Source organism: Brenneria corticis (assembly GCF_003115855.1).
In the GTDB taxonomy this organism is placed as follows: Bacteria; Pseudomonadota; Gammaproteobacteria; order Enterobacterales; family Enterobacteriaceae; genus Brenneria; species Brenneria corticis.
The window spans coordinates 365,613-386,413 of the sequence record NZ_KZ819071.1; the positions used below are offsets into that span (position 1 = coordinate 365,613).

At 57.0% G+C, this 20,801-nt stretch carries 16 protein-coding genes; 10 read left to right on the forward strand and 6 right to left on the reverse strand.

Annotated elements, in window-relative coordinates; genetic code table 11:
• Nucleotides 1–39: 39 nt before the first annotated feature.
• Both DDT56_RS01715 and envC read right to left on the reverse strand, forming a co-directional pair.
• Nucleotides 40–927 carry a divergent polysaccharide deacetylase family protein gene (locus DDT56_RS01715; RefSeq protein ID WP_246856696.1) on the reverse strand — a complete coding sequence of 296 codons (888 nt, stop codon included), beginning with the start codon at nt 925–927 and terminating at the stop codon, nt 40–42.
• 65 nt (nt 928–992) lie between these two features.
• A complete protein-coding gene (gene envC, locus DDT56_RS01720; RefSeq protein WP_136164774.1) occupies nt 993–2,294 on the reverse strand; it encodes a murein hydrolase activator EnvC in 1,302 nt (433 codons plus the stop codon).
• 362 nt (nt 2,295–2,656) lie between these two features.
• On the opposite strand from envC, the gene DDT56_RS01725 reads away from it, so the two are divergent.
• The 6 genes from DDT56_RS01725 (at nt 2,657) to DDT56_RS01750 (ending at nt 7,643) form a co-directional block, all read left to right on the forward strand.
• A complete protein-coding gene (locus tag DDT56_RS01725) occupies nt 2,657–3,088 on the forward strand; it encodes a rhodanese-like domain-containing protein (RefSeq protein ID WP_136164775.1) in 432 nt (143 codons plus the stop codon).
• 115 nt (nt 3,089–3,203) lie between these two features.
• Nucleotides 3,204–3,680 carry a protein-export chaperone SecB gene (gene secB / locus DDT56_RS01730; protein ID WP_136164776.1) on the forward strand — a complete coding sequence of 159 codons (477 nt, stop codon included), beginning with the start codon at nt 3,204–3,206 and terminating at the stop codon, nt 3,678–3,680.
• Nucleotides 3,680–4,699: an NAD(P)H-dependent glycerol-3-phosphate dehydrogenase gene (gene gpsA / locus DDT56_RS01735; protein WP_136164777.1), complete on the forward strand. Its 1,020-nt coding sequence runs from the start codon at nt 3,680–3,682 to the stop codon at nt 4,697–4,699. Before secB ends, gpsA begins: the two co-directional genes overlap by 1 nt.
• A gap of 107 nt (nt 4,700–4,806) precedes the next feature.
• Nucleotides 4,807–5,628, forward strand: coding sequence for a serine O-acetyltransferase (gene cysE, locus DDT56_RS01740; RefSeq protein WP_136164778.1), 822 nt, complete (start codon nt 4,807–4,809; stop codon nt 5,626–5,628).
• A 293-nt stretch (nt 5,629–5,921) separates the two neighbouring features.
• Nucleotides 5,922–6,521: a lipid IV(A) palmitoyltransferase PagP gene (pagP, locus tag DDT56_RS01745; protein ID WP_136164779.1), complete on the forward strand. Its 600-nt coding sequence runs from the start codon at nt 5,922–5,924 to the stop codon at nt 6,519–6,521.
• Nucleotides 6,522–6,743: 222 nt separating this feature from the next.
• Nucleotides 6,744–7,643 (forward strand): carboxylate/amino acid/amine transporter, encoded by a 900-nt coding sequence (locus DDT56_RS01750; RefSeq protein ID WP_136164780.1) that lies wholly within the window; start codon nt 6,744–6,746, stop codon nt 7,641–7,643.
• On the opposite strand, the gene metR is transcribed toward DDT56_RS01750, so the two are convergent.
• On the reverse strand, nt 7,549–8,484 hold the full coding sequence (gene metR / locus DDT56_RS01755) for an HTH-type transcriptional regulator MetR (RefSeq protein ID WP_136164781.1): 936 nt from the start codon (nt 8,482–8,484) through the stop codon (nt 7,549–7,551). The genes DDT56_RS01750 and metR overlap by 95 nt on opposite strands.
• A gap of 104 nt (nt 8,485–8,588) precedes the next feature.
• On the opposite strand from metR, the gene metE reads away from it, so the two are divergent.
• The 3 genes from metE to DDT56_RS01770 all read left to right on the forward strand — a co-directional run bounded on the left by metE (nt 8,589) and on the right by DDT56_RS01770 (nt 12,801).
• Nucleotides 8,589–10,853, forward strand: coding sequence for a 5-methyltetrahydropteroyltriglutamate--homocysteine S-methyltransferase (metE, locus tag DDT56_RS01760; protein ID WP_136164782.1), 2,265 nt, complete (start codon nt 8,589–8,591; stop codon nt 10,851–10,853).
• A gap of 301 nt (nt 10,854–11,154) precedes the next feature.
• The gene (udp, locus tag DDT56_RS01765; protein ID WP_136164783.1) at nt 11,155–11,925 is read left to right on the forward strand and encodes a uridine phosphorylase; all 771 of its coding nucleotides are present in this window, start codon (nt 11,155–11,157) and stop codon (nt 11,923–11,925) included.
• A 93-nt stretch (nt 11,926–12,018) separates the two neighbouring features.
• Nucleotides 12,019–12,801, forward strand: coding sequence for a tyrosine-protein phosphatase (locus DDT56_RS01770; RefSeq protein WP_136164784.1), 783 nt, complete (start codon nt 12,019–12,021; stop codon nt 12,799–12,801).
• Between the two features lie 246 nt (nt 12,802–13,047).
• Here the strand turns inward: DDT56_RS01770 and ppc are convergent, their stop codons facing one another.
• The 3 genes from ppc to DDT56_RS01785 form a co-directional block, all read right to left on the reverse strand.
• Nucleotides 13,048–15,687, reverse strand: coding sequence for a phosphoenolpyruvate carboxylase (ppc, locus tag DDT56_RS01775; protein WP_136164785.1), 2,640 nt, complete (start codon nt 15,685–15,687; stop codon nt 13,048–13,050).
• A 324-nt stretch (nt 15,688–16,011) separates the two neighbouring features.
• Nucleotides 16,012–17,667 (reverse strand): glucan biosynthesis protein D, encoded by a 1,656-nt coding sequence (locus DDT56_RS01780; protein WP_136164786.1) that lies wholly within the window; start codon nt 17,665–17,667, stop codon nt 16,012–16,014.
• 237 nt (nt 17,668–17,904) lie between these two features.
• A complete protein-coding gene (locus tag DDT56_RS01785) occupies nt 17,905–19,278 on the reverse strand; it encodes a PTS transporter subunit EIIC (RefSeq protein WP_136164787.1) in 1,374 nt (457 codons plus the stop codon).
• 322 nt (nt 19,279–19,600) lie between these two features.
• Between DDT56_RS01785 and DDT56_RS01790 the strand changes: the two genes are divergently transcribed.
• Nucleotides 19,601–20,800 carry an enolase C-terminal domain-like protein gene (locus DDT56_RS01790; protein WP_136164788.1) on the forward strand — a complete coding sequence of 400 codons (1,200 nt, stop codon included), beginning with the start codon at nt 19,601–19,603 and terminating at the stop codon, nt 20,798–20,800.
• The last annotated feature ends 1 nt before the right edge of the window (nt 20,801 follow it).

The following is a 20,801-nucleotide window of genomic DNA, read 5'->3' on the forward strand; positions in this document are numbered from 1 at the left end:
CCTGCGGGAGGCTCGGACATGCTGAGCGAATAAAACCCGCTACCGCCTGGTTGCCGGTTCACCCGGCGCCAGCCAGGTTTGCCAGCGGCGTTTTACGAAGGTGACGGCGGCGCTGTCGCGGATGCTGCTGGCGGCCAGCTCGAAGACAACGCCCTCTTTCACCGGCTGCGGCGCTTTTTTCACCTTGCATTGCTGCACGCCGCGGAATGGATTGCGGGGTTTGGCCGGCTTCTGCGTTTCTGACGGCGGCAAGGGTTGATAGTGCGCCGGTTCGTTCAGCAACTGGCTGGGGCGTACCAGCACAATGTCAGGCTCCAGCGTCGGCAGCATTTGCTGTAGCACCCTGATGGTCGACGGATGCGGATGCCCGATGGCGATGGCGGAACCGCTGCGCCGCGCTATCTGCACCGCGCGGTTAAACTGGCGGCGGATATCGGCTTCGTTCTGCGAGTCATCGAGGAATACTCGGCGCTTAATCACTTTTACCCCTGTTCCGACGGCGGCCTGGCTGGCCTGGCTGCTGCCGATGGTCATGCTGTCGAGAAAATAGAGGTGATAGGCGCTCAGGGCCTGCATCACTTTCCGCATGCCGGGGAGGCTGGCGGTCATCGCGCTGCCCATATGGTTATTCATCCCTACGGCGTAAGGAACGTTGTTGACGGACTGGCGGATAATGCGCTGGATCTCTTCGCTGCTCATGCCGGGATGCAGGGTATCGCGCTCCAGCGGCTGTTTGCTCATTGGCGCCATCGGCAGGTGAATCAGCACTTCGCGCCCTTGATTATGCGCCTTGGTCGCCATTTCTCTGGCGTAAGGCGCGTTGGGCAACACCGCGACCGAAATGGCGATCGGCAGGTTTAAAATCTGATTTTCATTATGAGGACGATAGCCAAAGTCATCGATCACAATGGAAAGTTTGCCGGCCATCAGGCACGGCGATAGTATTAATAGACTGAAAAATAAAAATATTTTTGATTTTAAATAATACAAGACTATCTTCCCAGCCAAGGTTGTGGATTGACCGCCTGACCCTGGCGACGAATTTCAAAATAGAGCGCCGGCTGGCTTTGCCCGCCGCTGGTGCCCACCAGCGCGATGGGCTGGCCCGCTTTAACCTGCGCGCCGACGGAAACCAGCGCGCTTTGATTGTAGCCGTATAAACTCATGTCGCCTTTACCGTGCTGCACCACCACCACCAGGCCGTAGCCTTGCAGCCAGTAGGCCATCAGAACGTTGCCGTCGGCGATGGCTTTCACTTCGGTTCCCTCCGGCGCGGCGATAACCAGCCCTTTCCAGCGTAACTCGCCCTGCAGCGGTTCGCCGAAACGGTGTTCAATCCGCCCGCGCACCGGCCAGAAAGCCTGGGCGGCGGGCCGCCCCAGCCCTCCGGTGCGCGCCATCAGCGATTGTTCGCTTTCCGTCGGCTTATAGCTGCCGCCGCGGCGTTTGGCCTGCTGCTCTTTCGCCCGTACTTTGGCGGCTTCGCGCGCTTCACGTTCGGCTCTGGCTTTGGCCTCGCGCTCGGCCCGGGCGATCTGGTCGCGCAGGCGGGTTTCATTCTGTCGCAGTTCGGCGAGCTGGCGCTGATCTTTTTCCAGCGAGCTTTCCAGGGTGACCAGCGTTTTTTTACGTTCGGACTGCGCCTGTTCCAGCGCCTGCTGCTGTTGCTGCTGGTCGTTCAGCAGCGTTTTCTGCTGGTTTTGTTTCTGCTCCAGCAGCTGTTTCTGATCGGCCAGTTCGCTTTGCGTTTGCTGTAGGTCGTTGATGGATTTCTGACGCGCGTCGTTCAGATAACCGAAATAGGCGAGAATACGTTCGCTGCGCTGGCTTTCTTCCCCGCTCAGAATCAGTTGCAGCGCGCTGTGTTGACCCTGGCGGAATGCGGCGTCAAGCTGACGGGCCAGGATGTTCTGCTGCGTTTTCTGCTGCGACTGCAACCGGGTAATGGAGGCGCCGAGCGCGGTCAGCTCCTTATTCAATGCGGCCAGCGTGTTCCGCGTCTCATGGAGCTGGCGGCTCGACTGGGCAATCGACTGCTCCTGCTTTTTCAATTGCTGGAGTAGCGCGCCGCGCTGCTGCCGCTGTTGCTGAACGCTTTTTTCTTTTGCCGCGATATCCTGCTGCAGGTTTTTGAGCTGCGCCTGGTTGTCCGCCGCCTGGCTGGCGGCGGACAACAGCAAAACGCCGACGCAAAACGCGCTGGCGCACCGGGTGAACCGCTTGTGACGCGCCGGAGATCCAACGTTGGCGCCACATGCCGCTCGCAACTGAACAGATAACGCTTTTTTACTCATATCAAGGGATTATTCCACGATGAACAGCGGCTGACCAGTTGTCTGTTGTCCGATTTCTATTTCCATTCGTGACAAAAACGACGCGGCGCCGGCGCGGCGGATGCATCAATAATAGATAAATGGGAAGGTATGCGCATAAAATGGGTGAATGACCTTATCTGCGCGGAAATTTTTTATGGCCCGCCATCCCTGGCGGGCCGTCGCCGATGCGACGTTAAAAATTTCTCCTGGAAATTTTTTATGTATCGCGCCGCAGATTCCGTACGCTATGTTGGCTTACTGGCTGTATTTGCGGTATCACGCAGGTATACTCAGGAACCTTATATTTTATCGCTTAACTGATTCGGGAGTCGTTACACCCCATGCAAGAGATTATGCCATTTATTAGCAAGCATCCTATATTGAGCGTGGCTTGGGTTGCCCTGCTGGTTGCTGTTATCGTGTTGACGGTGAAGAGTAAATTTTCCAAAGTGAAAGACGTGGCGCGCGGCGAGGCGATCCAACTGATCAACAAAGAAGATGCCGTGATTGTCGATATTCGCAATCGTGACGACTATCGTCGCGGTCACATTGCCAACGCATTTAACCTGTTACCCACTGATATTAAAAACGGCAGCGTAGGCGAGTTGGAAAAGCATAAAGCGCAGCCGGTGATCGTGGTGTGCGCCAACGGTCTTTCTTCGCGCGAAGCGGCGGGCAACCTGCTGAAAGCGGGCTTTGAACGCGTACTGGTGCTGAAGGACGGCCTTGCCGGCTGGAGCGGTGAAAATCTGCCTTTGGTCCGTGGTAAATAGAACCGCGGGCTGACCGCAACGCCGGGATTAGGTAAACGCAACTTAAATAAATGAACTGACGCCTTCGCTGACGATGGACGGCGTCAAAGAAATCCAACAAAAGGTATTATTTAACATGTCCGAACAAAACAACGCCGAAATGTCTTTCCAGATCCAGCGTATTTATACCAAGGATATCTCTTTTGAAGCGCCGAACGCCCCTCAGGTATTCCAGCAGGAATGGCAGCCTGAAGTGAAGCTGGATCTGGACACGGCATCCAGCCAACTGGCGGAAGATATCTATGAAGTGGTGCTGCGCGTCACGGTGACGGCTTCGCTGGGCGAAGAGACGGCTTTTCTGTGTGAAGTTCAGCAGGGCGGAATTTTCACCGTGGGCGGTATCGAAGGCACCCAGTTGGCGCACTGCCTGGGCGCATACTGCCCGAACATTCTGTTCCCTTATGCGCGTGAGTGCATCACCAGCCTGGTTTCCCGCGGTACGTTCCCGCAGTTGAACCTGGCGCCGGTCAACTTTGATGCGCTGTTTATGAACTATCTGCAGCAGCAGACAACAGAAGGCGAAGACGCCGCCGCACCGCGTCAGGATGCCTGATGAACGCGTCCGACGCTTCAATGACGGTAATCGGTGCCGGTTCATACGGCACCGCATTGGCGATTACGCTGGCGCGTAATGGCCACCAGGTTGTGCTCTGGGGACACGAGCCCGGGCATATCCAGGCCCTGCAGGCCGCCCGCTGTAATCAGGCGTTTCTTCCTGACGTTCCCTTTCCCGATTCGCTGCGGCTGGAAACGGATCTGGCGCGAGCCCTGGCCGCCAGCCGGAATGTGCTGGTGGTGGTGCCCAGCCATGTGTTCGGCGACGTACTGCGCCAGATTCAACCGCATTTGCGGGCTGATGCGCGTATCGTGTGGGCAACCAAGGGGCTGGAAGCGGAAACCGGGCGCCTGCTGCAGGACGTGGCGCGTGAAGCGCTGGGCGAGAAAATCCCGCTGGCGGTCGTATCCGGGCCGACCTTCGCCAAAGAACTGGCCGCCGGTCTGCCGACGGCGATTGCGCTGGCGGCGACGGATAGCGGCTTTGCCGACGATCTGCAGCATTTGCTGCATTGCGGCAAAAGTTTCCGGGTATACAGCAATCCTGATTTTATCGGCGTACAGTTGGGCGGCGCGGTGAAAAACGTGATTGCCATCGGCGCCGGCATGTCCGACGGCATCGGTTTTGGCGCCAACGCGCGTACGGCGCTGATTACCCGCGGCCTGGCGGAGATGACCCGGCTGGGCGTGGCGTTGGGCGCCGATCCCACCACCTTTATGGGGATGGCCGGGCTGGGCGATCTGGTGCTGACCTGCACGGATAACCAATCCCGCAACCGGCGTTTTGGTATGATGCTGGGGCAGGGGATGGACGTGCAGGAGGCGCAGGATAAAATCGGTCAGGTTGTCGAGGGATACCGTAACACCAAGGAAGTGCTGGCGTTGGCGCAGCGCCACGGCGTGGAAATGCCGATTACCGAACAGCTCTGGCAAGTCCTGTATTGCGGCAAAGATGCCCGGGAAGCAGCGCTAAGTCTGCTGGGGCGTACCCGTAAAGACGAAAGCACTAATTTATAACAACCTGTTTTTTGGGCTTTCTTAATAAAGACGGTCCGGATGTTTTTTTGAGTAATAGACATCAGGGGCGATGGCGATTGATGCGTGGCATTTCGGAGAGTAAGGCAATGTCGACAGAAGAACTGGCACTGGTCTGGAACAATATTAAGGCGGAAGCGCGTAGTTTGGCTGATAGCGAACCTATGCTGGCCAGTTTTTTTCACGCCACATTGTTGAAACACGAGAACCTGGGCAGCGCGCTGAGCTATATGCTGGCCAATAAGCTGGCGAGCGCGATTATGCCGGCCATCGCCATTCGTGAGGTGGCTGAAGAGGCGTATCAGGCCGACGCGCAAATGATCGTCGCCGCCGCGCGCGATATTCAGGCGGTGTGCCTGCGCGATCCCGCGGTTGATAAATACTCGACGCCGTTGCTTTACCTGAAAGGGTTTCATGCGTTACAGGCGTATCGCATCGGTCACTGGCTCTGGTCGCAGGAGCGTAAAGCGCTGGCGATCTATTTCCAGAATCAGATTTCGGTCTCTTTTGGCGTCGATATCCACCCGGCGGCGACGATTGGCTACGGCATTATGCTCGATCACGCCACGGGCATCGTGATCGGTGAAACGGCGGTGGTGGAGAATGATGTCTCTATCCTGCAGTCCGTCACCCTTGGCGGTACGGGCAAGACCAGCGGCGATCGCCATCCTAAAATCCGTGAAGGGGTGATGATCGGCGCGGGCGCCAAAATCCTGGGGAATATTGAGGTCGGTCGCGGTGCTAAAATTGGCGCGGGCTCGGTGGTGTTGCAGTCTGTTCCGCCTCATACCACCGCCGCCGGCGTGCCCGCGCGCATAGTCGGCCGTCCGGAAACGGAGAAGCCGTCGATGGATATGGATCAGTATTTCAACGGCGTGAACCGTGGCTTTGAGTATGGCGACGGCATTTAATACCCGCCCGCGCATTAATAAAAACCCTCGTATTTATTAATTCTCCGCAAATACGATGGTTTTTTGTTTTTGCGGGTAAGAACTGTCCGAAACCTTTTCCCTGATTATCATTTATTTAACCGTCATTGCCGTTTGTTCCGCATAATGGCGGCGTCGTACCATCTGTGCAAACAGAATGCATTAAGCTATATGTTTTGTTAAACCCGATAGATTTCAAGGGGCGGGAAGGTGCTCGACACGCCGGCGACTTGAAAGGTAAAAGTAGTAATATTATGGTTGCAGAGAGTCTAAGAATGTATTTAAAGCGTATTTTAATCATCCTGTGTTTTACGGCGTCATCCGCCATGCCGATTGTGACTTATGCAACTGATTCAGCGCATAGCGGCGCCGTCGCTGAAGCCGGCGGGCATGATGAAAGCTGGTGGCAGAGAAGTAAAAATAACCTGTCTAAAACATGGTCGGACTCCCCGAACCACGATATCTATATTCCCGCTATTACCTGGCATAACCGCTGGACCTACGATAAAGATAAAACCGATGAATATAACGAGCGTCCGTGGGGCGCGGGATATGGTATTTCACGCCTCGATGAAGACGGCGACTGGCATGGGATTTACGCCATGGCGTTTAAGGATTCCCATAATAAATGGGAGCCTATCGGCGGCTATGGCTTTGAGAAACGCTGGCGGCCGACCCGCGATCAGGATTTCCAACTGGGGCTGGGTTTTACCGCCGGCGTGACGATGCGCGACAACTGGAACTATATTCCTATTCCGGTGTTGTTGCCCCTAGCCTCGATCAGTTATCAGAAGCTCTCTTTCCAGGCGACCTATATTCCCGGCACCTACAATAACGGCAACGTCTTTTTCGCCTGGTTCAGATGGCAAATCTGATCCCGCCGTTCCCGATTGTCGGTACTTAATTTGCCGAACCCCTGCGCAATATTGCAGGGGTTTTTATATTTGGCGCAGGGGACTAAATCCGTCGCGTTTGTAGGGCGATTATCAGGTAGTCGTTCGCCGGTTATTTATTCAGATGTAAACCATATTGACTAAAATTCATTCGCCGTTCTCCGTTACAATGGCGACACTTCTTTTCCGAGCGGATATTGCGCTGTGCCATTACTGATTATCACCACCATATTGTGGGCTTTTTCATTTAGCCTGATTGGCGAATATCTGGCCGGCCAGGTCGACAGCTGGTTTTCCGTATTGATGCGCGTCGGGCTGGCGGCATTGGTCTTTCTGCCGTTTTTACGCTGGCGGGGCTATGCGCCGCGGGTGATTTTACTCTATCTGCTGGTTGGCGCCTGCCAACTGGGGATTATGTATCTGTTTGTTTTCCAGGCGTATCTATATCTTACGGTGCCTGAATTTTTACTCTTCACGGTGATGACGCCGCTGTATGTCACGTTGATTTACGATCTGCTGCGGCGCGAGCGCCTGCGCTGGGGCTATATGTTCAGCGCGCTGCTGGCGGTGCTGGGAGCGGCGGTGATCCGCTACGACGAGGTCAGCACGCATTTTCTGTGGGGGCTGGTGCTGGTGCAGGCCGCCAATATTTTCTTTGCCATCGGGCAGGTCGGCTACAAGCGCCTGATGGAAGTGCATCCGATGCCGCAGCATACCGCCTTTTCGTGGTTCTATCTGGGGGCGCTGGCGGTTGCGGTGGTTGCGTGGCTGCTGTTCGGTAACGCCGAGAAACTGCCCACGACGTCGTTGCAATGGGGAGTCCTGGTCTGGCTGGGGGTTGCGGCTTCGGGGTTGGGCTACTTTATGTGGAACTATGGCGCCACCCAGGTCGACGCGGGCACCCTGGGGATCATGAATAATTTCCATGTTCCCGCGGGATTGCTGGTCAACCTGGCTATCTGGCAGGAAAAGGTCCACTGGCCGAGCTTTATCATTGGGGCCATTATTATCATGTCCTCGCTGTGGGTACACCGACACTGGGTCGTGAAGCGTCCCGCACAAAAGGTAAATGCTCACAGGCGTGCTGACGCGCCGAGCGAATAAAGGCTTCGATCACCGGTTGGCGCTGTTCCCCGTCCCGCACGGCGGCGTACAACCGGCTCCACAGCCCCTCTCCCAGCGTTTTTGTCACAATCAGTCCCTGACGTTCAAAGCTCTCCACCACCCAGTGCGGCAGCGCGGCGATCCCCATGCGGGCGGCCACCATCTGAATCAGCAGCAGCGTGTTGTCGACGCTTTTCAGCGCCGGGCTGACGCCGGCCGGTTGCAGAAAGTGGCGCCAGACATCCAGCCGCTGGCGCTGAACCGGATAGATCATCAGGGTTTCCGCGCCCAGGTCTTCCGGTTCGATTTTATCTTTTCCCACCAGCGGATGGTCGGGCGCCAGCGCCAGCCGAACTTCAAAATCAAACAGCGGCGCGTAGTGCAGCCCGCTGCGCGGCAGGATATCCGAGGTCATCACCAGATCCAGCTCGCCCTGTTGCAGCGCGGGCTGCGGGTCGAAGGTGACGCCGGATTTAAAGTCCGTCGCCACCTGCGGCCAGTTTTGATGGAACTCATCCAGCGCCGGGGTCAGCCACTGAATACAGCTGTGGCACTCAATCGCCAGGCGCAGCGTGGCCTGGTGCGGTTCATGACACGCCTGCAGCGCCTGCTGAATCTGCGGCAACACCTGCTCGGCCAACTGCAACAGGATCTCTCCCTGCGGCGTAAAGCGCAGCGGCTGGCTTTTACGCACAAATAGCCTGAACCCAAGACGCTGCTCCAGATCGCTGAACTGGTGTGATAACGCCGACTGGGTTTGATGAAGCGCGGCGGCGGCGGCGGCCAACGACCCCGTATTGCGCAGCGCTTGCAGCGTTCGCAGGTGTTTAAGTTCGATCATGAGAGTCCTTCACAGTGACAGTGAATAAATTGCGCTTGTGCATTATACACTACCTGCGGATTATGGATGTGTAAACATCTGGACGGCTAAATGAGGAATTAACGATGACCATCTTAAATCACACACTGGGTTTTCCGCGTGTTGGATTACGACGTGAACTGAAAAAAGCGCAGGAAAGCTATTGGGCAGGCAACGCAACCCAGGAAGAGTTGTTGGCCGTTGGACGCGATCTTCGGGCGCGTCACTGGCAGCAACAAAAGGATGCGGGCGTCGATCTGCTGCCGGTGGGTGATTTCGCCTGGTACGATCATGTCCTCACCACCAGCCTGTTGCTGGGGAACGTACCGGCCCGCCATCAGAATGCCGATGGCTCGGTCGATCTGGATACGCTGTTCCGCATCGGCCGCGGACGCGCGCCGACCGGCGAACCCGCCGCCGCCGCCGAGATGACCAAGTGGTTCAACACCAACTATCACTACATGGTGCCGGAATTCACCCAGGGCCAGCAGTTCAAACTGACCTGGACGCAGCTGCTGGACGAAGTGGACGAAGCGCTGGCGCTGGGCCACAAGGTGAAGCCGGTGCTGCTGGGGCCGGTCACCTACCTGTGGCTGGGTAAGGTAAAAGGCGAACCCTTCGATCGCCTGTCGCTGTTGCCGGAGATTCTGCCGGTCTATCAACAGGTATTGGCCGAGCTGGCTAAACGCGGCATCGAATGGGTGCAGATCGATGAGCCGGCGCTGGTGCTGGAACTGCCGCCAGAGTGGCTGGCGGCGTTCCAACCGGCGTACGATGCGCTGCAAGGGCCGGTGAAACTGTTGATGACCACCTATTTCGACAGCATCGGCCAGAATCTGGATACCGTCAAAGCGCTGCCGGTACAGGGGCTGCACGTCGATCTGGTGCACGGCAAAGACGACGCGGCGACGTTGCATCAACAATTGCCCGCCGACTGGCTGCTGTCGCTGGGGGTGATTAACGGGCGCAACGTCTGGCGCGCCGACCTGAGCGCCTGGTTTGCCCGCCTGCAACCGCTGGCGGGCAAACGCAATCTGTGGCTGGGAAGCTCCTGCTCTTTGCTGCACAGCCCGATCGATTTAAGCGTCGAAACGCGTCTGGACGATGAGGTGAAAAGCTGGTTTGCCTTCGCCATCCAGAAATGTGCGGAGCTGTCTCTGCTCGCCCAGGCGCTGAACGGCGGCGATGGTCAGGCGCTGGACGCGTACAGCGCGCCGATTCGCGCTCGCCGTACTTCCACCCGCGTAAACAACCCGGCGGTGGAGCAGCGTCTGGCCGCCATCACTGCGCAGGATAGTCAGCGCCAGAGCGCTTACCCGCTGCGCGCCGCGGCTCAGCGCGAACGCTTCAATCTGCCGGCATGGCCGACCACCACCATCGGCTCTTTTCCGCAAACCACGGAAATTCGCGGCCTGCGTCTGGACTTCAAGCAGGGGCGTCTGGACGGCAACAACTACCGCACCGGCATCTCCGAGCATATCAAGCAGGCGGTGGTCGAGCAGGAACGTCTGGGACTGGACGTGCTGGTGCACGGCGAAGCCGAGCGTAACGATATGGTGGAGTATTTCGGCGAGCATCTGGACGGTTTCGTCTTTACCCAGAATGGCTGGGTGCAGAGCTATGGCTCCCGCTGCGTGAAGCCGCCGGTGATTATCGGCGACGTCAGCCGCCCGCAGGCCATTACCGTAGAGTGGGCGAAATACGCCCAGTCGCTGACCAACAAGCCGATGAAGGGCATGCTCACCGGCCCGGTGACCATTCTGTGCTGGTCTTTCCCGCGCGAAGACGTAACGCGTGAAACCATCGCCAAACAGATTGCGCTGGCGCTGCGCGACGAAGTGGCCGATCTGGAAAAAGCGGGCATCGGCATTATTCAGATTGATGAGCCCGCCCTGCGTGAGGGTCTGCCGCTGCGCCGCTCCGACTGGGATGCCTATCTGACCTGGGCAGTGGAGGCGTTCCGTCTGAATGCCGCCGTGGCGCAAGACGATACGCAGATCCACACCCATATGTGTTACTGCGAGTTCAACGACATTATGGATTCCATCGCCGCGCTGGACGCCGATGTGATCACCATCGAAACCTCGCGTTCCGATATGGAGCTGCTGGAGTCGTTTGAAGAGTTTGAGTATCCGAACGAAATCGGCCCGGGCGTGTATGATATCCACTCGCCGAACGTCCCAAGCGTGGAGTGGATCGAAGCGTTGCTGAAGAAGGCGGCGCAGCGCATCCCGGCGCAACGTCTGTGGGTTAACCCGGACTGCGGTCTGAAAACCCGCGGCTGGCCGGAAACCCGCCAGGCGCTGGCCAACATGGTTGAGGCGGCTCGGCGTCTGCGCGACGCGCGCTAAGCCGGTAACGTTAACGATCGATGACAGGGAGGCGCAGCCTCCCTTTTTCATGCATAGAAATAGCGGGTTTTGTGTCTACCGCCAGGAATATCAACGGCTAAAGAATCTACAATAACGGAACCAAAACGGCGCAAAGACGTTGTTGATAACGCTAATTAGTGATGTAAATCACAATTTTATGTATGTTGAGTTTCTGTTTCTTTTTTATGAGTGATGGTAATCACTAAAAATCGCCTTGTAATAGGCTAAAGTTTTTTCTTATTTCCTCTGATGACTCGACTTATTGCCTGGGAGGGCGGTTATGTCCAAATCTGATGTGTTCCATCTCGGTCTGACAAAGCCTGATTTACAGGGCGCGACGCTGGCGATTGTGCCGGGCGACCCTGAGCGCGTGGAAAAAATAGCCCGCCTGCTGGATAACCCGGTCGCTCTGGCGTCGCACCGTGAATTTACCTCCTGGCGCGGCGAACTGGACGGCAAGCCGATTATCGTCTGCTCCACCGGCATTGGCGGCCCGTCAACGTCGATTGCGGTGGAGGAGCTGGCGCAGCTGGGCATCCGCACCTTCCTGCGGGTGGGGACGACGGGGGCGATCCAGCCGGGTATCAACGTGGGAGATGTGCTGGTGACGACCGCGGCGGTACGGCTCGACGGCGCCAGCCTGCATTTCGCGCCGCTGGAATTTCCAGCGGTGGCCGATTTTGACTGCACCACCGCCCTGGTCGAGGCGGCAAAGGCGTCCGGCGCGGCGCTGCACGTTGGCGTGACCGCATCATCCGATACGTTTTACCCCGGCCAGGAGCGTTATGATACCTTTTCAGGCCGCGTGGTGCGCCGTTTCCAGGGATCGCTGGAAGAGTGGCAAAGCATGGGGGTGCTGAATTATGAAATGGAATCCGCTACCTTGCTGACGATGTGCGCCAGCCAGGGGCTGCGCGCCGGGATGATTGCCGGGGTGATTGTCAATCGCACCCAGCAGGAAATTCCCGATGTCGCCACCATGAAGCTGGCTGAAACCACGGTGGTCAAGGTTCTGCTGGACGCCACCCGTCGCCTGCTGGCTGGCGCATAAACGGCGGCGCGTTGATTACCGCACGTCGGGCCGGCGATAGCCAATGCCGGTCCGTTTTCCGGCCTGCCCGTTATGACCACCGCAAGGAGATGTATGACCGAACCCACCTTACTCCATCCTTCCCTGGTTCCGCTGGACGGCGGGATCAATTTCCGCGATCTGGGCGGCAATCGGACGGCGGACGGGCGGCTTATCCGCCGCGGCAAGCTATTTCGAGCCGGCTCGCTGGATTTATTGACGCCGGCGGACTGCGAACGCCTGGCCGGGGTGCCCGTCGCCGACGTTCTCGACTACCGCGATCCGGATGAAATCGCCCTCAAGCCCGATATCCTGTGGCCCGGCGCGAACTACCATCCGTTCCCCGCCAACCCGCTGCGGCACGAAGTCACGGCGAATCTGGATTCTTTGGGATCGGAGGTGCTGGAGTCCTTCGACTCGCGGGCCTTTATGCTGGAACTTTACCGCCGTTTGCCTTTCGATAATTCCGCCTATCGTCAACTGGCGTCGCTGCTGTTGCAGCCGGATAACGGCGCGCTGGTACAGCACTGCGCGGTGGGCAAAGACCGCACTGGTCTGGGATCGGCGCTGGTGATGCTGGCGCTGGGGGTTGATGAGCAAACGGTGATTGAAGATTATCTGCTGACCGAAACCACGCTGACGCCATTCAGGCAGCAGTTGATGACGCATCTGGCGCAGACCCTGAGCGAGAAAGCGCTGGGGCGGTTTTCCTACGTGCTGTCGGTTAAGGAAGAGTTTATCGTCACGGCGCTGCGGGCGATTAATGAACGCCATGGTTCGGTCGACGGCTGGATGGAGGCGGAGTACGGGCTGGATAACCGCGCCCGGCAGTTTCTGCAGGATAAATATCTGGCGTGATGCCGAACGCGCCGGGAAAGCAATGACAAAGGCCGGTCATATTAACCGGCCTTGGATCGTTGACAAACTAGCCTTATGACCGTCGTCCCCGCGGCTGTAGGCGGGGACCTTCTTCCGCTGGTAGCGCCGAGTTCAAGGGATTCCCGCCTGCGCGGGAATGACGGATTTGTAGGTTGAGACTTTGTCATCAATTGAAAGGCCGGTCATGGACCGGCCTTTGTCGTTTCCGCGAATGGTTTTTATCGATCAGCCGGTATTACGCATACCGGCGGCCACGCCGGCGATGGTCACCATCAGCGCCAGCTCCACCTCCGCGTCAGGGTGTTCCTGCTGACGCGAACGGTGCAGCAGCTCGGCCTGAAGCACGTTGAGCGGGTCGGTATACACGTTGCGCAACGCGATGGATTCGGCGATCCACGGCAGGTCTTCCATCAGGTGATCGTCGTTGGCGATGGTCAGCACCACGTGGATATCTTGCGCCAGCTGCTCGCGCAGCTGTTTCCCCAACGGCCAGAGTTTCTTGTCGACCAGACGCTGGTCGTAGTATTCGGCCAGCCACAGGTCGGCTTTGGAGAACACCATTTCCAGCATCCCGATGCGGGTGGAGAAAAACGGCCAGTCGCGGCACATGGCTTCCAACTGCGCCTGTTTGCCGTCGTTGACGACCTTTTGCAACGCGGCGCCGGCCCCCAGCCATGCGGGCAACATCAGGCGGTTCTGCGTCCAGGCGAAAATCCACGGAATGGCGCGCAGGCTTTCCACCCCGCCGGTAGGACGGCGTTTCGCCGGGCGGGAGCCTAACGGCAATTTACCCAGCTCCAGTTCCGGCGTGGCGGAGCGGAAATAAGGGACGAAGTCCGGATTTTCGCGTACGTAGCCGCGATACATCTCGCAGGAGACGCGGGACAGTTCGTCCATCACCTCGCTCCACTCCTGTTCGGGTTCCGGCGGCGGCAACAGGTTGGCTTCCAGAATCGCCCCAGTATACAGCGCCAGGCTGCTGATGGTGACCTCCGGCAGGCCGTACTTAAAGCGGATCATCTCCCCCTGTTCGGTGACGCGCAGGCCGCCTTTCAGGCTTCCCGGCGGCTGGGACAGCAGGGCGGCATGGGCCGGCGCGCCGCCGCGGCCGATGGAGCCGCCGCGACCGTGGAACAGCGTCAGCGCGATGCCGGCTTTCTCGCAGGTTTTAATCAGGGCGTCCTGCGCGCGGTATTGCGCCCAGGAAGCGGCCATCACGCCGGCGTCTTTCGCCGAGTCGGAATAGCCGATCATCACCATCTGTTTGCCCTGAATGACGCCGCGATACCAGTCGATATTCAGCAACTGGGTCATTACGTCGTCGGCGTTGTTCAGGTCTTCCAGCGTTTCAAACAGCGGGGCGACCGGTAGGGCGAACGGGCAGCCGGCTTCCTTGAGCAGCAAATGCACCGCCAGCACGTCGGAAGGCGTACGCGCCATGGAAATGACGTAGGCGGCGATGGAGCCGGCGGGCGCTTTGGCAATGACTTTACAGGTGTCGATCACCTCTTTGGTCTCTGCGCTGGGTTCCCACTGGCGCGGCAGCAGCGGACGTTTGGAGCTTAATTCACGGATCAGGAAGGCCTGTTTGTCGGACTCGGACCAGCTTTCATAGTCGCCCAGGCCCAGGTAACGGGTGATTTCCGCCAGCGCCTCGCTGTGATTGGTGCTTTCCTGACGAACGTCGATGCGCACCAGAGGTACGCCGAAACATCGTACGCGGCGCAGCGTGTCCAGCAATTGACCGTCGGCGATAATGCCCATGCCGCAGGCATGCAGCGACTGATAACACGCGAACAGCGGATCCCACAATTGTTCATTGCTGACCAGCAGGTCTTTCGGCGGCAACAGCTCTCCGCCTTTGAGACGCGCATCCAGATAAGCCAGCGTACTATTCAACTGGGCCCGCAATGATTTCATGATGGCGCGGTACGGCTCCTGTACTTCGTCGCCGCCGGCCAGCTTGCGTAGTTCCGGCGTACAGGCGGACATCGACAGTTCCGATACCAGGGTCTGAATATCCTGCAGGAACAGGTCGGCCGCTTTCCAGCGGCTGAGTAATAATACCCGGCGGGTCACTTCGGCGGTCACGTTGGGGTTGCCGTCGCGGTCGCCCCCCATCCATGAGGTAAAGCGCACCGGCACGGCTTCTACGGGCAAACGATAGCCGAAAGATTTTTCCAGCAGTTCATCCAGCTCGCGTAAAAAAGCGGGTACGCCTTCCCACAGGCTGTTTTCCACCACCGCGAATCCCCATTTGGCTTCTTCTACCGGGGTCGGCCGTATTTTGCGGATTTCGTCGGTATGCCAGGACTGGGCGATCAATTGACGCAGGCGGCGCATAATCCGGTTGCGCTCATAGTCCGCCAGATCGTCGTGATCGAGCTGCTTCAGACAGGTATTCACCTCGACCAGCTTGTGGATCAGCGTGCGGCGGGTGATCTCGGTGGGGTGCGCGGTCAGCACCAGCTCGATGGACAGCGATTCGACCGCGTCGCGAATATCCCTTTCCGTCAGATTCTTATTTTCTTTTAAGCGCGCAAAGGCTTTGGAGAGCAGTTCCGGGTTGCTGGCCGCTTCGCCGTGGGGCGAGATGGTATGGTATTGCTCGGCGGTATTGGTAAAGTTAAGGAATTGGCTAAATGCTCGGGCAACCGGCAATAGCTCGTCGTTGGACAGATTTTGTAGTGTGTTCAGCAGTTCCTGACGGTGCTTTTCACTGCCTGCTCGGGAAGATTTTGATAATTTACGGATCCTTTCGACCTTATCAAGAATGTTTTCACCCAGCGCTTCCTTAATCGTATCGCCAAGCAGCTTGCCTAGCATGCTGACGTTACTGCGCATTGCCGAATATTGCTCGCTCATAGTTACCCTGACCCACCTCTGATTTTTTGTAAGTTTGTTTCACCTGAAAGACGTACTGCGCTCCTTTCATCTAGCCATGATGCGGTTGATTCGTCAATTGACGATTCTTTGCGCGCGTTATTCTTTTATACCGCCGATATTTTTACCTGTTTTGATATGGACATGGCAATTTGTGAAATTTAATTACAGACGTGCTGACATTAGGGGCGCTTATCGGGAGAGAAAACGGGCCGCATGGCGTAGCGGCGATCGCGGGCCGCGGAGGCCGGCGATCGCCACATCATTCCTGCTTATTTCGCCGGACGGCGAATCCGGCCGAAATAACTAATGCATTTCCCGGTCGTCGATATAACGGCGTTGGTCCGCGGCGGGAGGGAAATACTGATAAAGCCAGGTTTCGCTCAGCGTCTCGCCCTGCGAACGTAAGAACAGCCGCATATCGACGGGGTCGTTCTTCTCGCTGGTCGGATACCAGTCGAACAGAATACGGTAGCCGTCAAAAGGCTCGACGTAGAGGATTTCGATATTTTTCGCCTGCCCGTCGGAGAGGGTAATCACCGGTTCTATCCCTCTGGGGGCCGCGGCTTTCAGATCGTCGCCGACGAAATCCACCGCAAAACGCCGCGCCCACTGTGCGGGATAGTGTTCGCCCGGTGCCCACCCTTCCGGGAAACCGCCCATTCCCGTGCGCGTGGCATACACCCTGGCGAGAGGCGTGCGTTGCGGCGCGTCGGCGCTCCAGTAAAGTTTATAGCGGTAGTTGTATTCGCTGCCGGCTTTTATCGGGGTTTCGGGGTGCCAAAAACAGACGATATTATCCAGCGTTTCCCCGGTGGTCGGGATTTCCATCAGCGTGACGGCGCCTTTGCCCCACCGGCCGATAGGCTCCACCCACAGGCTCGGTCGCTTGTGATACCAGCCGATGACATCCTGGTAATTATCGAAATCGCGATCGGTTTGCAGCAGCCCGAATCCTTTGGGGTTATTGTCCTGGTAGGTGTTGAAGCGGAGTTTTTGCGGATTGTTCAGCGGCCGGCAAATCCACTCTCCCGTTCCCGTCCACATGGCCAGCCGGTCGGAGTCGTGAATCTGAGGATGGATGGTGTCGCACATGCGGCGCTCGTGGTTGCCGCAGCTGAACATGCTGGTCATGGGCGCGATGCCCAACTGCTGGATATCTTTACGGGCATGCAGCTGTTTTTCGATATCCATCACCACGCGCTCCGCCTCGCAGTCGATGACGAAACGGTAGGCGCCCGTGGTGCTGGGGCCGTCCAAAAGCGCGTACACGGTGAACGAGGTCGCTCCCGCTTCCGGCTGTTCGAACCAGAAGGCGACGAAGTCGGGGAACTCCTCGGGCTGGGAGGTATAGGTGTTGATGGCGATCCCGCGCGCCGACAGGCCGTACTGATAGGTGGAGTCCACGGCGCGGAAATAGCTGGCGCCGAGGAAAGAGACGATGTCCCTCTGGGTCAATTCCGGCGCTTTAAATACCCTGAAGCCGGCGAAACCGAGATCGTCTTTTCCTTCGAGCTGCGAAACGTCGACGCCGGCGCCGGTATAGTCGAACAATTCCGGGCGGAAATGAATTTCACGCGCCGTGTTGTTGGCGGAATCGATGGAGAACATACGTACAGGGCGGGTAAATCCCATGCCGACGTGAAAATATTGTACGTCCAGCCGGCGATTTTCCAGCGAGTTCCAGAGCGAATGCCCGGCGTCATAGCGGATATCGTTGTAGGCCTGCGGCGTCAGCTTGGCCAGCGTAGGAGGAAGCGCCGCCGACTGGCCGTTATAGGGTTGCCTGGCGCGATCCGCCGCCATTTTCTTGAGCAGGGAAAAACTGAAAGGCGTCGCATTGCCGTCCGCGATTTGCTCTCCCGCGGCCAGGGCCGCGCGGGGAAAGACCGTGGCCAGCGCCGGAATGCCACAGCCGGCGGCCAGCGCCATGGAGGCTTTGAGAAATAATCTTCGATTCATAGCAGCATTACTTTCCTTAAGTTGCAGAAACCCCTTTGCGATGGCGAAACTTGCTGGAATAACCAACCGGCAGCAGTGTAACAAGGGCGCTAAGCATGGGCGATGCCGATATGTGCGAATGAAAAACATATTCATCTATTGCTATAAAAACAGCAAAAACTCTTATTATCCTTAAGTTATTTTACCTTTCTTCACAATAGGAGCTGATGTTGGGGCGCGAAGGCCCCGGAAAACGGCCTACAACCTGGCGCTTTGGCGGACGACCAACGCATAGGTGAGGGTGAAAGAGAGCGTCAGCGCGATGATGACGCCGGAGACGGCAAAAATGAAATACGGACCGATGTAGGCCGGCAGGCTGAAAATGCTTGATAAGATGTAACCGAATAGCCGCACGCCAAAGAAAGCGATAAACGCGGAGGCGATCGAGCTTGCTGCGGTCGCGGCAATAAAGGCCTTTTTATATTTGGTCAGCACGCCGAATAAAGCGGGTTCCGTAATACCGAGCAGGGCGGACACCGCGGCGGATAATACCACCGATTTGTCCTGGCGGTTTTTGGCGTGAAAATAAATGGCAAACGTTGCGCCGGCGATGGCCATATTCGCCATAAACATCATCGGCATCAGCATATCGAATCCCCGATCGGTGAAGTTCTGTAGCGCAATGGGGGTCATGGCGTGGTGCATGCCCGTCAGAATCGCCACCGGCCTGATGGCACCGACCACGAATCCGGCAAAAATGGATGAAATATCAAACAGGCTCTGGATAAACAGCGCCAGTAATTTGCCGAGGTAAATTCCCAACGGTCCGATCAGCGTCAGCGATACCAGCGCGGTAATGAACAGCGTCAAGGTCGGCGTAAATACCGTTTTCAGCACTGACGGCATAATGGCGTCGACCCAGCGATGGATGTAGCTCAGCGCCAGTACGGAGAAAATAACCGGGATGACGCTGGCCGAATAGTTGAAAACGGAAACCGGGATAACGCCAAGGAAAAAGAAGGCGTTTACCGCGTCCGGGCTATGGCTGGCCAGCGCTTTGGCCGCTTCCATCAGTGACGGATACATCAGGCAGGCGGCGATGGCCGCCGCCAGATACTCATTGGTTTTGAATATCTTGGCCGCGGATACCGCCAGAAAGAACGGTAAAAAATAGAATACGCCGCTGGCGATCAGGTCGATAACGATCACCGTATCGGTTTTGGCCGAGATGACTTGCAGCGCGATTAATCCGGCCAGCAGTCCTTTGATCATCCCGGCGCCGGCGATGGCCGGTACGATAGGGCCGAATACGCCGGAGACGGTATCCATAAACAGGGATATCAGGCCTTTTTTCGCTTTCTGCGTGGCGCCGGGCGCCGCGGTCGCTGGCGATAGCAGCGCGATCAACGCGTGATAGTAGGTATCGACCTGGGGGCCGATAATAATCTGGAATTGATTGCTTTGGTTCTGCGCGCCTAATATTCCGGGCAGCGCCTTAATTTCCTGCGCCTTGACTTTATTATCGTCAATTAAATCAAAACGCAGCCGAGTCATACAGTGCCAGACCTTATTGATATTTTCATTTCCGCCCACCAATTTAATGATCGACTGAATAACTTCATTTTTCCCCATAAATACATTCCTCGTCTGGCCTTAATTTATTTTTGACCGAATTATTTCCTGAGATAGTAAAAGGCTCCATTCACAAAAACAAACCAATAAAATATGAACTCCATCACAACATCAGCATGGAAAAGGAATGAAAGTGGCTTTAGTTGGTAATTGGTATGGTTTTTTTATCAATTAGGCTGTTTTTTCAAACCAAAGTGATTCTTTTAAATAAGTAGTTTACAAGGTGATGGAAAGTCAGTAGAAATCAAAAAAAGAGACTGATTTTGAGAGTGGATTTCCGCCTGATTTATCTATTCTGGCAGAAATTCCGGAGGATATCTTTGTGCTGCCAACAATAATTACCGATATCGAGTGTGTGGTTACCCGTCCCGACCGCCATAATCTGGTTACCGTGGTCGTCAGTACCGATAAAGGCATTACCGGCTATGGCTGTGCGACTTTCCAGCAACGCCCGCTGGCGGTGAAAGCCATGGTGGATGAATATCTCAAACCGTTATTGGTCGGCCGGGACGCCAATAATATTGAGGATTTGTGGCATATGATGATGGTCAACGCCTACTGGCGTAATGGTCCGGTCATCAATAATGCGGTAGCCGGCGTGGATATGGCGCTCTGGGACATCAAGGGAAAGCTGGCTGATATGCCGCTCTACCAACTGTTCGGCGGCAAATCCCGTGATGCCGTCGTCGTATACAGCCATGCGGCCGGCGATACGCTGGAAGGACTGTTCCAGGAGGTGGAGCGGCTCTATGCCCAGGGCTATCGCCATATTCGCTGCCAGCTGGGGTTTTACGGCGGCAATGCCGCGTTATTGCACAGTACGCGGCAGCCGACGGACGGCGCCTACTACGATCAGGAACAATATATGAGCAACACCCTCGCCATGTTTCGCGCATTGCGGGAAAGGTATCAGGAGAGTTTCCATATTCTGCATGATGTGCATGAGCGGCTTTTTCCCCACCAGGCGGTGCAGTTCGCCAAGGCGGTGGAAAGCTATCATCCTTATTTTATTGAAGATATTCTTCCGCCGGCGCAGAATGCCTGGCTGGAGCAGATCCGCAGTCAGAGTGCGGTGCCGCTGGCGACAGGGGAGCTGTTTAACAACCCGGCCGAATGGCAGGATCTGGTGATTAACCGGCGGATTGATTTTATCCGCTGTCATGTCTCGCAGATCGGCGGTATTACTCCGGCGTTAAAACTGGGGACGTTCTGCCAGAATTTCGGCGTGCGGCTGGCGTGGCATTGCCCGCCGGATATGACGCCGATCGGCGCGGCAGTGAATACCCATCTGAATATCCATCTGCATAACGCCGCGATTCAGGAGTTTGTCGCTTACCCCGACAATACCCTCCGGGTTTTCCCGGATGCCGTCGCGCCTGAGAATGGCTATCTGTATCCTATTGAAAATCCGGGAATCGGCGTGGGTATTCATCTCGATGAGGCCCGGTGCTTCCCGGTGGTCTACCGTCCCCATGAGTGGACGCAGAGCCGATTGCCGGACGGCACCATTCATACGCCCTAGT

Coding starts and splice junctions, on each gene's coding strand:
- secB (WP_136164776.1), top strand. CDS start 3,204: ATGTCCGAACAAAACAACGCCGAAATGTCTTTCCAGATCCAGCGTATT.
- cysE (WP_136164778.1), top strand. CDS start 4,807: ATGTCGACAGAAGAACTGGCACTGGTCTGGAACAATATTAAGGCGGAA.
- gpsA (WP_136164777.1), top strand. CDS start 3,680: ATGAACGCGTCCGACGCTTCAATGACGGTAATCGGTGCCGGTTCATAC.
- envC (WP_136164774.1), bottom strand. CDS start 2,294: ATGAGTAAAAAAGCGTTATCTGTTCAGTTGCGAGCGGCATGTGGCGCC.
- ppc (WP_136164785.1), bottom strand. CDS start 15,687: ATGAGCGAGCAATATTCGGCAATGCGCAGTAACGTCAGCATGCTAGGC.
- metE (WP_136164782.1), top strand. CDS start 8,589: ATGACCATCTTAAATCACACACTGGGTTTTCCGCGTGTTGGATTACGA.
- DDT56_RS01715 (WP_246856696.1), bottom strand. CDS start 927: ATGGCCGGCAAACTTTCCATTGTGATCGATGACTTTGGCTATCGTCCT.
- DDT56_RS01785 (WP_136164787.1), bottom strand. CDS start 19,278: ATGGGGAAAAATGAAGTTATTCAGTCGATCATTAAATTGGTGGGCGGA.
- metR (WP_136164781.1), bottom strand. CDS start 8,484: ATGATCGAACTTAAACACCTGCGAACGCTGCAAGCGCTGCGCAATACG.
- udp (WP_136164783.1), top strand. CDS start 11,155: ATGTCCAAATCTGATGTGTTCCATCTCGGTCTGACAAAGCCTGATTTA.
- DDT56_RS01725 (WP_136164775.1), top strand. CDS start 2,657: ATGCAAGAGATTATGCCATTTATTAGCAAGCATCCTATATTGAGCGTG.
- DDT56_RS01780 (WP_136164786.1), bottom strand. CDS start 17,667: ATGAATCGAAGATTATTTCTCAAAGCCTCCATGGCGCTGGCCGCCGGC.
- pagP (WP_136164779.1), top strand. CDS start 5,922: ATGTATTTAAAGCGTATTTTAATCATCCTGTGTTTTACGGCGTCATCC.
- DDT56_RS01770 (WP_136164784.1), top strand. CDS start 12,019: ATGACCGAACCCACCTTACTCCATCCTTCCCTGGTTCCGCTGGACGGC.